This is a genomic window from Peribacillus sp. YIM B13481, assembly GCF_042787985.1.
Classification (GTDB): Bacteria; Bacillota; Bacilli; order Bacillales; family DSM-1321; genus Peribacillus; species Peribacillus simplex_A.
The window spans coordinates 16,596-29,119 of the sequence record NZ_JBHZPE010000024.1; the positions used below are offsets into that span (position 1 = coordinate 16,596).

The 12,524-nt window shown below is 41.8% G+C and carries 12 protein-coding genes; 5 read left to right on the top strand and 7 right to left on the bottom strand.

The window, feature by feature from the left end; translation table 11 throughout:
• Positions 1-508: 508 nt before the first annotated feature.
• Together ACFX4X_RS14630 and ACFX4X_RS14635 are read right to left on the bottom strand one after the other, a co-directional pair.
• Entirely contained in the window at positions 509-706 is a 198-nt protein-coding gene (locus tag ACFX4X_RS14630) for a hypothetical protein (RefSeq protein ID WP_377384445.1), read from the bottom strand.
• A gap of 49 nt (positions 707-755) precedes the next feature.
• Positions 756-1,343, bottom strand: coding sequence for an NAD(P)H-dependent oxidoreductase (locus tag ACFX4X_RS14635; RefSeq protein WP_061464905.1), 588 nt, complete (start codon positions 1,341-1,343; stop codon positions 756-758).
• Between the two features lie 122 nt (positions 1,344-1,465).
• Here ACFX4X_RS14635 and ACFX4X_RS14640 point away from each other — a divergent pair, with 122 nt between their 5' ends.
• Positions 1,466-1,894 (top strand): MarR family winged helix-turn-helix transcriptional regulator, encoded by a 429-nt coding sequence (locus ACFX4X_RS14640; RefSeq protein WP_089364216.1) that lies wholly within the window; start codon positions 1,466-1,468, stop codon positions 1,892-1,894.
• An 81-nt stretch (positions 1,895-1,975) separates the two neighbouring features.
• On the opposite strand, the gene ACFX4X_RS14645 is transcribed toward ACFX4X_RS14640, so the two are convergent.
• Positions 1,976-3,433, bottom strand: coding sequence for a protein adenylyltransferase SelO (locus ACFX4X_RS14645; protein ID WP_377384447.1), 1,458 nt, complete (start codon positions 3,431-3,433; stop codon positions 1,976-1,978).
• 169 nt (positions 3,434-3,602) lie between these two features.
• On the opposite strand from ACFX4X_RS14645, the gene ACFX4X_RS14650 reads away from it, so the two are divergent.
• Positions 3,603-3,806 (top strand): hypothetical protein, encoded by a 204-nt coding sequence (locus ACFX4X_RS14650; protein WP_284469710.1) that lies wholly within the window; start codon positions 3,603-3,605, stop codon positions 3,804-3,806.
• 472 nt (positions 3,807-4,278) lie between these two features.
• A complete protein-coding gene (locus ACFX4X_RS14655; RefSeq protein ID WP_377384448.1) occupies positions 4,279-4,971 on the top strand; it encodes an FHA domain-containing protein in 693 nt (230 codons plus the stop codon).
• Positions 4,972-5,056: 85 nt separating this feature from the next.
• Here the strand turns inward: ACFX4X_RS14655 and ACFX4X_RS14660 are convergent, their stop codons facing one another.
• Positions 5,057-6,817 carry a hypothetical protein gene (locus tag ACFX4X_RS14660; RefSeq protein WP_377384450.1) on the bottom strand — a complete coding sequence of 587 codons (1,761 nt, stop codon included), beginning with the start codon at positions 6,815-6,817 and terminating at the stop codon, positions 5,057-5,059.
• Between the two features lie 239 nt (positions 6,818-7,056).
• Here ACFX4X_RS14660 and ACFX4X_RS14665 point away from each other — a divergent pair, with 239 nt between their 5' ends.
• Entirely contained in the window at positions 7,057-8,448 is a 1,392-nt protein-coding gene (locus ACFX4X_RS14665; RefSeq protein ID WP_377384452.1) for a hypothetical protein, read from the top strand.
• 609 nt (positions 8,449-9,057) lie between these two features.
• On the opposite strand, the gene ACFX4X_RS14670 is transcribed toward ACFX4X_RS14665, so the two are convergent.
• Together ACFX4X_RS14670 and ACFX4X_RS14675 are read right to left on the bottom strand one after the other, a co-directional pair.
• Positions 9,058-10,023 carry a quinone oxidoreductase family protein gene (locus tag ACFX4X_RS14670; protein WP_377384454.1) on the bottom strand — a complete coding sequence of 322 codons (966 nt, stop codon included), beginning with the start codon at positions 10,021-10,023 and terminating at the stop codon, positions 9,058-9,060.
• Between the two features lie 115 nt (positions 10,024-10,138).
• Entirely contained in the window at positions 10,139-10,285 is a 147-nt protein-coding gene (locus ACFX4X_RS14675; protein ID WP_100298038.1) for a hypothetical protein, read from the bottom strand.
• A gap of 401 nt (positions 10,286-10,686) precedes the next feature.
• On the opposite strand from ACFX4X_RS14675, the gene ACFX4X_RS14680 reads away from it, so the two are divergent.
• Entirely contained in the window at positions 10,687-10,896 is a 210-nt protein-coding gene (locus ACFX4X_RS14680; protein ID WP_377384456.1) for a hypothetical protein, read from the top strand.
• A 116-nt stretch (positions 10,897-11,012) separates the two neighbouring features.
• Here the strand turns inward: ACFX4X_RS14680 and ACFX4X_RS14685 are convergent, their stop codons facing one another.
• Complete coding sequence (locus tag ACFX4X_RS14685) at positions 11,013-12,515, bottom strand: BglG family transcription antiterminator (RefSeq protein WP_377384458.1); 1,503 nt, start codon at positions 12,513-12,515, stop codon at positions 11,013-11,015.
• Positions 12,516-12,524 lie beyond the last annotated feature (9 nt).

Consider the following 12,524-nt stretch of genomic DNA (forward strand, 5'->3'; position numbering starts at 1 on the left):
AATATAGGTGCAGATCCCACGCAAAATAACAGAGCTTACCATTAATATAACAAACGCTGTAGCTCCCTGCTAATTTGTTGGCTGGACTCGATTACGGACAAGCGGAAGCCAAACCCTTTATAAAAGGAGCATTGTTAACCAGTCCTTTTTTGAATCGAATTGTCCATTTAGTATATTGGGCAATAACGATAATGACATGGGATGGAAATCCTTAACAAAGGATAGCAAAAAATTACTTCCTCAGCAAATAACGCCAGTAAGTAAAAGCACACGGGAGCAGACACGGCAGACAGCCTGTTTTGCTAGACTTTCAAAACCCAAAGAAAAAGGAAATCCGGAAGTATCCAGAGATCCTTAGGTTAGTCTTACAACTCTATTGACTGCTTTTGTTTATACAGTGAACCGGAAACTAAATTCCCCTTGTTATCGTATTCAGCAAAGGGAAAGTCGCTGATTTCATACCGATAAGCGCGGTCCTGGCCATCGTTGCCTCATACATCATCAAGCCTTATGTAAGTGAATTCCAAAGCATCTGGTTAAGTGGATTAGCTTCATTGACGATCATAGTGATTTGTATGATCCTTACCTTCATCAAGAACAAATGGAGATTCGCAAAAGCAAAACTGCACTGATTAAGAAGGCGGATCATTGGAACAGGTGCAATAACCAAGTGAATACCATAGCCCCATTCAGTATGAGGATCCATACATGAATGGGGCTCCTCTACTAATCCCGAAATAGCGAAAACGGTATTCTTAGCTTGCCACCTTTCTGAAATACCGATAAACCTTTTCTAGCTTTTGGGTTTGTTTCCCCTTTGGGCTTTCCATATTACCGAATTCGAAAAACTTCACTTTTTTGATTCCGACAAAATTGAATAACGCTCTTTTCATCAATATTTTATGCGCATCATTCAACCAGAGAAGCGGATACTTTGCAGGTCCCTTCATCGTTGATACACATACGACCGACTTTCCTTTAAGAAGGCCTTCTGGGAACAATCCCTTTTTATCCCTGTAGGCGAAATTCGAAGAAAATAATTGATCAATGTATCCCATCAGCATTGCGGGAGGCCTCCCCCACCAGATTGGATAAACAAAGACAATCTTATCGGCCCAAGTAATTTGATTTCTATATTTTTCAAGCTGAGGATCACGATGCATATCACGCCTTCGTTTATGCTCATTGAACTCCAAGAGCGGATTAAAGCCCTCTTCATATAAATCCAAGACCTGCAGCCCCTTTATGTGGGTGTTCTCCTTACTTCCCTTGATGACTTTTTGTAAAAAGGCATAGCTTAAACTTTCATGATTTGGATATGTGTAAATGACCAGCATGTTCATGACGTACCCCCCTATTTACTTATCATTTGATAACAATAATATAACAACACCTTTTTTTGTTGTCAAATGATAATTGTATTTTGATAACACTTTTGATATCTTCTCAGTAAGAGGTGAAAGCTATGGACAAAAAAGCTCTTTTTGAAAAAATGGTCACATTTACAACTTCCGTACATCAAGTGACACACGAATTGACCCAAAACGCCAAATCCGATTCCATCACGCCGGTACAATATCACATTCTTGAATATATAACAGTCAGTCAGCCTGTCACTCCAAGTGAAATCAGTGACTGTCAGCACATCTCCATGCCTAACACGAGCCGTGAACTGAAAAAATTAAGCGAAAAGAATTTAATTGAAAAAATAAGTGATCCGGAAGATAGACGGAAACAATACATCCGCCTCTCCAAAGAGGGGGAAACGATGATGAACGAGGCTTTTGCAATTGTGGAATCCCGTTTCCAAAGCCGGCTGCAGCATGCTTCGAAGGAAGATTTAGCGGATATTGAGCGCGCAATGGATATTCTTCAAACTAAACTTTTTTACTAAATAAACAAAAAGGCTCCCGAGACTGAAGTTGACAAAGAATCAACTTCAGTCTCGGGAGCTCCTTCATAATCTCCATTATAATCAGGTACCGCAAAAGGTTCGGTAAGGTGTTGTTGACGCAGGCAGTGTGGAGTATTCGGCTTGTTCATCAGAGTGTGCATAAGGGTTTGAGAGAACATCCAAAAGCCGTTCCATCACGCTGTAGTCCCCTTGTTCCACTGCCGCTTCCAATGCCTCTTCAACCCGGTGATTCCGTGGAATCACTGCAGGATTGCTTTTCTCCATCAACTGATTCGAAGATTCCTTCGATTCCTTCTGCCTGCCTAGTCTAGCCAACCAGAGCTCTTGCCACTGGGCGAATTCAGGTGTCCCGAAAAGGACCGTATCCGCCATCTTATCTAAGGTCAAAGCACGGAAGGTATTGGTATAGTCGGCACCATGCTTTTTCATCATACTGAGGATGCCATTAATAAGGGCTTCATCCTGTGTCTCTTCGTTGAATAACCCCAGTTTTGCTCTCATTCCCGCTAACCAATTAGTGTGATACAGATCATTAAAAACAGAAATCTTATCTTGGGCAAGTGTAACGGCCTGATCCTGGTCATCATGTAACAGCGGCAATAGGGATTCAGCGAATCGCGCAAGATTCCACCCCCCAATTATCGGCTGGTTACCATAGGCATAGCGGCCTTGAGTATCAATTGAACTGAATACTGTTGCAGGGTCATAGGCATCCATGAAGGCGCAAGGTCCATAATCGATGGTTTCTCCGCTAATCGTCATGTTGTCGGTGTTCATCACCCCATGAATGAAGCCAACCAGCTGCCATTGGGCAATGAGCTCAGCCTGACGCTTGACCACTTCCTGTAGCAGCGAGAGATAACGACTTTCATCGGCTTCAATGTCTGGAAAATGACGCTTTATTGCATAGTCGGCAAGGGTCCGGAGTTCCTCGACCGTGCCCCATTTTGCAGCGAATTGAAAGGTTCCGACACGAAGATGACTCGAAGCCACACGGGTCATGATGGCACCAGGCAGCCCGGTTTCACGGATTACCGTTTCACCGGTCGTCACCACGGCCAGACTTCGGGTGGTAGGAATGCCGAGCCCGTGCATCGCTTCGCTGATGATGTATTCGCGCAGCATCGGCCCAAGTGCAGCCCGGCCATCGCCCCCGCGGGAATATGGCGTTCTTCCCGGACCCTTCAGCTGGATATCAACCCTCTCGCCTTGAGGCAAGACCTGCTCGCCAAGCAATATCGCCCGGCCGTCACCTAACATATTAAAATGCCCGAATTGATGCCCCGCGTAAGCTTGGGCAAGAGGCGAAGCACCCTCTGGAAGCTCGTTTCCGGCAAACACCGCCACGCCATCATCACTTTGAAGCTTTTGAACGTCCAAACCAAGGAATTCAGCCACCCGTTCATTGAGAATGATCAACTCCGGTGAACGTACAGGAGTCGGGTTCGTGCCCGTGTGAAATTTTTCCGGAAGACGGGCATAACTATTGTCTAAATTCCATCCAGTTTCATTTGTCATGGTTTCTCCTTTTCTTGTTTTGACTTTATTGTATAAAGGTTCTTTCTCTCGAGATTCAGTTAATACACGCGATAAAACTCAGTGGCAATCCATATTAATGTCTACTTCTGCCAATTTATTATACCGTTTCCAATTAAAAATGGCTCTTTTTAAGTATGGGTGAATGATAATGATCATTAAATCTTTGGATAGCGTACCTCTTGCTAGTATTTTAGAGCTTGAAAAAAGCCTGCCGTTGATCCGGCAGGCACTGAATTTTTATATTAACTTCACTGGAAGAGTCATGTATTCAGTCATGCCTCCTCCACCTTTTTCTGTCTTCTTCCTTCCCGTTTCGTCTCCCACATCCCTCCCCAATCCAGGATATGCTTAATTCAGTAAAGTCAGGCTAATAAAGGCAATGCCAAATATACAGTACAGACTGAGGGTAAAGGGCTGGGGAAAAATAATATATACTATCATACTAATGATCATCAGCAGGATGCTGAAGGCATTTATCCTATCTCTCCACATACTCACCTTTGGTCAACTCCTTTTCCACAAGCGTAAGGTACATTTTCATCGCATACTTCTTCCGGTGCTGCCTGGCCGGCTTTGAGGAAACGCCTTAAAAGCACCCCTCTGACAGTCAAGGCAAGCAAAAATAGAGTTACTTTCTTCATCCGTCATTACTTTAAGTTATAATGGCTGTGTGCCTAATTTGTATTTTTTTCATTTTTCGTTAGTAAGTAAGCGTATGATAATTTATAATTATAAAATTGAACCCACTAAACAGCCATGTAGCCAAAATGATAAATCTATAAAAATAATCTAAATATTCAGACTCTTAAGGGGATATGAAGTGAATGATCTATAAAACTTTCAAGGTTGTATCGAGAACCTTGCACAAAGGCCAAACCGAGGAATTCGCCTATGTTTTTGAAGGGAAAAGCCTGCTGATTGGCCGTGCAAGCCAGCACTCCAAAGCTGATTTCATGCTTTACAATGACTTCGTTTCCAGGGAACATTGCCGGATTTATATGGAGGAAGGACAGCTTCTCATTGAGGATTTGGCAAGCAAACACGGTACCTCGGTGAACCAGATGCCGCTCGTTCCGGGCCATCCCTGCCCCATCGAACCGGGGGATTCCATTACTTTGATTAATGGATTGATTGAATTCATGATTTCCATCGACAACGATTTAACACGGGATTTCACTCCGGTGAACCCGGAGATACAGCAAATCGTGGCTATCAATGAGCACCTTCAGACCGTAATCATCAATGATGAAGCACCCATTAAAATGCCTACTAAGGAATTCGATTGCTTTAAGTTGCTTTATGAGAATTTGGACAACCTAATCTCAAAAGAAGAGATTGTCCAGCATGTATGGCCCGAGAGAATCGGTGATCCCGAGCAAATTGTGACGGCAGAAGAAATCGCTTCACTGCTGTACCGGGTGCGGAAACGGATAAATGGGCACTTCGTAATAAAAGCCGTCATTCAAAAGGGATATTATATGAAATCCATCCTTTCATTCAAACTATCGGACCTGTAATGTTAATCAATCGAACTCTAAATGCAGGCATGAAAAAAAGCATTGCTTGATACCCAATGCTTTTTTTCATGCTTCAATCATGCTTTTATTTCTTAGGTAAGTCCAGATTAGTGAATTGATCGACTGGAACGACGTCTTCTTCCATATCCATCACCTTCAGCACAACCCGGTCTCCTACATTCGTCAATACAACATCAGATAGCTCATTGACTCCAGGGTCCACTGAGAATCTCTTGGCATTACCTTCTACGATTAAATAGAATACGTATCCATTGGAAAGATTGGCATCGTTGATCCTTGTAACTTTCCCCTTTATTTCTTTCATCTCAAATCCTTTTTGAGGCGTTACACCGCTGACTTTCCCTAAAGATGCAATCAGCTTTTTATAATTCCGGAAAGCTTCGTCTTTCGTTTTCCCAAAGACCACTTGGGGGTTATCGCTATTGGCATACACGATCGCCACACCTTGAAACTTGCTGCCCTTTGTAACCGGAATGACATAAGTGGGCGCACCGTATATCGTATAGAAAATTCCATTAGTGGCTTTCCAGCCTGGATATTTAGACAAAAACTCACTCGCATTGGCGTTGGATTTTGCTTCCTTTCCAGTTAGAACGGACGTGACGCCTTTGTAGTACGTCATTTCACCAGTTTTGGCATTGAAAACACCGTAACCAACCAGGGTTTTTGAGTTTCCTTTCGATTTAGCCCTGGTGAAGTCCACTACATAAATCAATTCGCCTTTTTCGTTGAACGTGACTTGCATATTTTCCTCATTAGGAATCAAGACATCTTTCTTCGGCCCAAATAAGGACTGGTTTTTCCACCCGTGAACGTATTTCCCCCAGTAGGTCCAATATTCCAGGGCCGTTTCCAATGTGAATGTTCGATCAACCCATTCAGGTTCTTTTCCTAACGGATAGTATTTCATGTCCCCCGTTTCCGGATTCACTACTACCACCCCGTCCACTGCGGGCCCGCTGCGGTATTTCAAATAATGTCCCACTGAAGCTACAAAGAAGGGCTTTCCGTCTTCGTTCGGTTCCAAATATGAATCATGGATGATTTTATTCGGGTATGCTTTGCGGATGGTCCTTTCCAAATCATGATCGAGGTACTGTGAGGGAGCATACAGCATCTTCCCTTTTACCGTACTTGCCCCTTTATCCGTCGATACGGCAGAAATCAAATTATAACCTGGCGTGTATACCGCTTTCCCAGCTTTCAAAAATCCGTCCATTTCAATTGGTGAAGTATAAGTCAATTCATCATTAATATTGGTTAGGCGGTATTCGCCTTCAGTGAAATATGATGCATTTTCTATTTTATTAATCGCTGCATCACCTTTTGCATCTGCCATTTTCACTGTAACAAGCGGCATGGTTTTTATATCTTGAACTTCTTCCAGCTCATTTTTCTTATCGACCTTTGTCCAGCCATGCAGATCTGCGGCAAAAGTGATGGGGTAAAACAGCATGATGACCCATGCTAATATCAAAACGAATCCTATCAAACTGTTGAAATATACATTCCAAGGTGTTTTTGGTTGCTTCTCAGCTTCATTTCCCCTCCGATTTCGTCGGGTTATTGAAGATTCCCTGGCACTGTACACATACATTCTGGAATCAATGATGAGAATGAGCCCAAGAATGATGGCAAAACTCGAAAAGAATGCAGTGGCAGTAAGATCCAATAGCATAATATCGATAACGAAAAACAATATGGCAGCAGAAACTAAAAGTCTCAGCACCTGTTCAATGAAAAAGGATATATCCTTTTTGGTGATTGCGTTTGTCCATCTCTGCGGAATCAAGGAAAGTCCCAATATGGCAAATGGTATTTTCATAAAAATCCCTTTTAAGATGAAAACGAGTAGTGAAAGTATCATGGTTTTAAATATCTCTCCTTGTCATGTATGTTCCCATTTAACCATTTTATCACTTTTGTGCAACTAATTTACTATTTTCAAAATATATCGAAATAATATTTCATCCATATCATAAAACTTCCAAAACTATTTACTCCAACGATGCTACTTTTATCGATTCAATGTTTATATAGATTCTAGAAAAGGATGGATGCCTTATGATATATGAAGAAACTTACCAATACCTATTAAGAAATGTATCTTCCACTGAATTCGATACGTGTTTGTACGCCTTGCTCCACAGTGATTGGGACGGGGTCATCCAGAGCCCGCTTCATATGATGGCCCGAGGAGTCGGAACGACAGAAAAGTACTTAAGGCAGATTATCAATAAATTCACCGCACCACAAGGATCTCTAAAGAAAGTGTTTGTGCCTGTTCCTCAAGGTGAAGATATCTTTTATAAGTTTAACCTTGGTCCCGCAAGTAATCTTGGCTATAACAGGAAGACTGACCGTTATTGCAAGAAATACCGTTTCTTTTATAGCGATGCTTTCAAATCCTTAACGATTCATGGAAAACGGCTGCTGCTTATGGGTGCTTTCCGAATGTCTGTTTTGAAGTCTGAGTCAGTACTATTTGATTATAGTGAAATCGTCCCTGATTCCAGCTCGCTATTCACAAGGCAGCGCTTATTGGATGCAATCGATGCAATCCATGACGCTTTAGGCCATTTAGTGACGATTTCTTTTGCAAGCAGGGCTTTTTCAAAGAAAGAAGTTCTCGTGTTCACCTTTACCGAGGGTGTCTTGGAGCAGTATAAAGAAAATAGGGCGGAACGGACATTGTTGCGGAGAACGATTTTTAACGCTGGCTACCTTGGGCATATCAATGATTCTGTATGCAGGGAATTGGAAAGGGTCGGCAAATATATTTTCCGTTCATTTCTACAAGAAGCGACAACCATCTCCAATGATATCCAAAAGGAACTGCAGAAGTTAGCCCGTTTCGTCTATTCTCATTCTCTTAAGAAGTTTGGCCAGGCGCTTCCTGCCAATAAGCAGTTACTTCTTGCCCCAAAACAAGCCTCTGCTTATTTAAGCAAGATCATGTACAACGAGACATTGGAACAGATGGTCAAGTATGCCCACCAGGCAGAATCCATCAAAAGCCTGCTTGAACGCGCTCATTTTCATAGAAATATTTCCGAGAAGGCTCTCTGCCGGGAAGTGAATGATTTGGAAATGGCTGAACATATCGAGCCCATTCTCCATAAGCACCATCAAGCAGAATTCATCCGCCATGTGCTGAACGACTGGTGCGAAACATGGCTCATTTCCCGTGTAAAGACTGTGACCGAAGAATTTCGGGCAGAAGGAAAAAAGAAAAGTACCGATGATGATAAGCAGGTCGCTGCCGAGTATATGGCGCGCATTAGAAACGATACATATGGCCAGTTGGACAGGCTGTTGACCTTGACCCTTAAATTCGGCAATCATGCAGTGGCCCCGGCTATCCGGAACTTTTCTCTTACAAAGAAAAAGGAAACCCTCCAATCCTATTTCGCGATCCAAAAGAAGCGTCTGGATGTTCTCTCCATTTCCTCTTAAAATCACATATGTCATATGTTTTCCAAGAGAACGGATCCGTTCTCTTTTTTTTGCCTTCTTTGGGGACGAAGGCCGACTGTGAATTGCAGAAAGACGATTGTGGTTTTGGGATGGCCCTCTGTGGATTTCTCCTCTGAATTCGTGTGTTGCATAATGGTCTTGTGGATAAGGGAACTTGGTCAGCAGATTGTTTTGACAACAGGCCTTAGCCCCTCTAATGGCAAGGGCTTAAATATATAAGTTATCAAAGGGTCTAAGAATGGGCCTATATAAAGGAACTGAAAAAGTTTCTGATCATCAGTATGAATAAGGTGTTGAGTGCAGCAGGCCATTTTAAAATAAGGCTCTTTTCGTAAAGATTGTTGTTTTTAAAACGAAACTATTTAAGGTTGATTGGAGCGGAAGTGCGAGACTCCTGCGGGAGCAGCGGTACAGGTGAGACCCCACAGGCGTTTACGCCGAGGATGCTCACCGCCCGCCCCGCGGAAAGCGAGCATCTGGAGGGGTAATCAACCACAACTCACTACCTGGTAAATAGCAACATAGTATGTGAAAACAGGCTAAAATAAAAAGGCCCCACCATTTAGAATGGAAAGCCCTTATACCTTTTTATGGTATTAATAATATTTTCCCCGTACTTTTCCTGCTTTCAAGAAGTCTATGTGCATCATCCCCATTTTCCAGCGAAAAAAGAGTCGGTTCTTCAACGAAGATTTTTCCTGCCATGATCCATTCAAACAACTCTGCTGTTCTTCTTTTCCTTTCTTCATGGGAAGTCAAGACGTTCCAGAGGTCTCCACCTATTAATGCTTTGGATGTATCCATTAACATCCTTGGATCGATTTTCTCCGGATCGCCGCCTGCCATACCAAAGAAAACGACAGTCCCTCCAGTCCTTGTCGCCTCGAAACTATTCAGCAAGGTTTGGCCTACTGATTCGTAAACGACATCAACGCCCTTACCTCCGGTTACTTCCTTAATGGAATTCATCCAGTCCGATCCGTAAAGGAAAACATGATCGGCACCCGTTTGTTTGGCAACAGCCGCTTTTTCCTTTGTTGATGTCAAGCCAATGACCTGACCGCCCTTCATCCTGATCATCTGTGTCAGTAATTGGCCGACTCCGCCTGCAGCGGCGTGGACCAGAATGGTTTCTCCGTCTTTAACTGGATAGCTGTCATGAGTTAGATATTGGGCAGTCAATCCTTGCAGTAAAACGGAAGCGGCCGTTTCAAAGGAAATGCCCTCAGGCAACGGCAGCAGTTTATCTGCTGGAACCGAAACCAGCTCCGCATTGGCATGGGGAACATCAGCAAACCCAACACGATCACCCGCTTTCACATGATGGACATCTTCCCCGACATATTCGATGACCCCCGCCCCTTCATAACCCAAAATAAATGGGGGATCACCCACCAAATGATAATTCCCTTTCCTTCTATATACATCAGCAAAATTCAAGCCGATCGCTTTCATTCGAACGATCACGGCTGATCTTGAATGTTCAGGTTCTGCAATTTCCCTTACAGACAGAACTTCTGGCCCGCCGAAATCATCAAAGACAAGTGCTTTCATCATCCTAACTCCCTTCAATGGTTCTTCATTCTTTAAGATATAGGATGAACCGTTTGATGGCAAGAAACACAAATAACCGCTCTCCCTTAAAGGCTAGAGCGGTCAATAAGTTTACTCAATCTGTATTGGAACCAGGGCCGTTCTTTCGTTTATTCGCAGAATATTCCTTACCATGTGCTTCATGTTCTGCAATGATGTCCGCTTTCGGAATATGGTTATTCTTTTTCGGTGAAGCGATACGGTTGCGATGTTTTTTTCCCATGATCTATCTCCCCTTCATCCAATGCTATTTAGTGCTAATGTTAGCTTGTCCGATTATTACCGAAAATACCGGCAAAATAGGCACTTCATAATAAAGGAAAAACCATCACAGAAACAGAATAGTTAAAACTGATATATGAGGAGGGAATAAATGTTTCCTGTATTGTACACGAAAAGATTACGTTTACGGGAAATTCGTGAAAGTGATGCGGAAACTATGTTCCAATGTTAATCAAATGATGAAGTCACCCGCTTTTAGGGTCAGGATTCATTGAAAAATATCGGACAGCTGAAGGATATTGTAGCTTCTTTTGCGAAAAACTATCTTGAAAAACGGGTGATTCGATAGTCCGTTCGGTTTTCATGCCCACAGTCCCAAATACAGACGGGCGGAAATAGGGTATGAAGTCGGTCCAGCACTTTGGCGCAAAGGATATGCGGATCGCTTACGGTTTCAACGACATTGATTTAACCCGCATTGGCGCGGTTGTAAACCAGCCATCAAGTGATCTTTTGGGTAAGCTTTGGCTTCATCCAGGAAGGAATATTAAGAAGTTATATGTATCAAAAAGGCTCCCTCATGATACATATGTCCATTCCTTGCTGAAGTGAAACCACTAGGTAAAGAGAGAGTACCCCAGAAACGGATATACTTAGGTTCTTCACCTTTACCAACAGTTTCCTGCCGTTGGTAGTTAAAGTAAAATTGTTTTTTTTTGCACAGTAAATCATTTAACAACGGCATTCATTTTTTCATATGGATAAATCATTCCCGGGTCCATACTGAATTGGTCAAAAAAATGATCTTCAAAAAATTGTTTAATTTGCATTAATTCCGATGGAGTAGGAAAAGAGGATACCATAATTACTGGAATTTTCTGAAATCCGATAATGTCTTCTTCCGTCGAAATGATTAAATCAATCTCTTCATACTTGTAAATCAATTCTTTGCTGGAGGGATCGAATGTTGAAATCCTCACCTGATTTCCGTAGTGATACTTTAACACTTCCCTTATATAATCTTTTTCGGTATATGTACGACAAACTAATGCAACTATTATTGTGTGTTGATTCTTATTTCGCAGAATGGCTGCCTGAAGGAGTGAGAATACTTCCAAAACATCCAGTTTCTTAAATTTAAGCGGCACTGTCAAGAAAGATTTGGTAGCCAGCTTCTCTATGGTCTGAAAAATTGGATTATATTCATAATAGGGAAGATATTGTAACATAGAATTCCTTACAGTCTCCATTTCAAATTCTGTTTCAAGTGATATTCTCTTTAATGTTTGGTATAAATGGAACAAGAAGATATCATCTTGTGATAGATTAAAACAAACATATTCAGAAAGGGAATCCAAAAATTGAGTCAACGGAAACCCTCGTTTACTTTTCATTCTGTTTCGAAGGTATCGAAGATGTTGTGATCTATTAACTGGTTTTTCCTCACTCATGAGATAAATCGATAAGTAAAATATTTCCTGAAGTTGGATATCTCGTGAGGGGCATCTTTCCATATAATGTCCTAGTTCTTTAGAGAAATCAAAATACTTACTGCCTTCGTAATTCATTAAGACTGATTTTGGATAGGAAACGAAATACCCCATAGTAACACGAAGATTAGATATATATAAAATCATTGTAAGTCGGTGTAAAGCACCAGTCCGAAATGACATCGAATATTTCGAAAACAAATGAAGTAACGTTGTTTGAAATTCCTTTTCATCGAGAGAATCTTTATCTGTATAGGTTTCCAATGTCGCAAAATCCAAATTTTGCATGATAAAGCGCCGGATTTTCTTTTCTTCCCCTACTAATTTGAATGGGCTAGCAGTTAAGTTTACACCTGCTTCCCGTACTACCTCCTGTAATTTTTCAAGGTGACGATATGCGGTGGAACGACTAATATGCACCTCTTGAGAAATCTGTGAAATATCGACACCATCATTCAAAAGAATTAACTTTAATATGTGAAAATAGGAATTCTTTTCTCTTATTTGCACCAATAAATTTTCTAAAGTACCATTTTCAGGTTTAATAAGACATATTCCAAGACTTTCACTTTTCTCAAAACCCCATCCCTCGGGAATTAAAGTCTCCAGGAATTTTAAATCACGCCGGATTGTACTTTTTGAATACCCTGTTTTATCGGATAATTCAGCCAAGTTACTCCACTTATTATCTTTAAATAAATGAAAAATCACGTCTGAATAACGTTTATAAAATCGATTCATACTATCACC

Coding starts and splice junctions, on each gene's coding strand:
- ACFX4X_RS14650 (WP_284469710.1), top strand. CDS start 3,603: ATGATCATTAAATCTTTGGATAGCGTACCTCTTGCTAGTATTTTAGAG.
- ACFX4X_RS14635 (WP_061464905.1), bottom strand. CDS start 1,343: ATGAACATGCTGGTCATTTACACATATCCAAATCATGAAAGTTTAAGC.
- ACFX4X_RS14670 (WP_377384454.1), bottom strand. CDS start 10,023: ATGAAAGCACTTGTCTTTGATGATTTCGGCGGGCCAGAAGTTCTGTCT.
- ACFX4X_RS14685 (WP_377384458.1), bottom strand. CDS start 12,515: ATGAATCGATTTTATAAACGTTATTCAGACGTGATTTTTCATTTATTT.
- ACFX4X_RS14640 (WP_089364216.1), top strand. CDS start 1,466: ATGGACAAAAAAGCTCTTTTTGAAAAAATGGTCACATTTACAACTTCC.
- ACFX4X_RS14660 (WP_377384450.1), bottom strand. CDS start 6,817: ATGAAAATACCATTTGCCATATTGGGACTTTCCTTGATTCCGCAGAGA.
- ACFX4X_RS14665 (WP_377384452.1), top strand. CDS start 7,057: ATGATATATGAAGAAACTTACCAATACCTATTAAGAAATGTATCTTCC.
- ACFX4X_RS14645 (WP_377384447.1), bottom strand. CDS start 3,433: ATGACAAATGAAACTGGATGGAATTTAGACAATAGTTATGCCCGTCTT.
- ACFX4X_RS14655 (WP_377384448.1), top strand. CDS start 4,279: ATGATCTATAAAACTTTCAAGGTTGTATCGAGAACCTTGCACAAAGGC.
- ACFX4X_RS14680 (WP_377384456.1), top strand. CDS start 10,687: ATGAAGTCGGTCCAGCACTTTGGCGCAAAGGATATGCGGATCGCTTAC.
- ACFX4X_RS14630 (WP_377384445.1), bottom strand. CDS start 706: ATGGATCCTCATACTGAATGGGGCTATGGTATTCACTTGGTTATTGCA.
- ACFX4X_RS14675 (WP_100298038.1), bottom strand. CDS start 10,285: ATGGGAAAAAAACATCGCAACCGTATCGCTTCACCGAAAAAGAATAAC.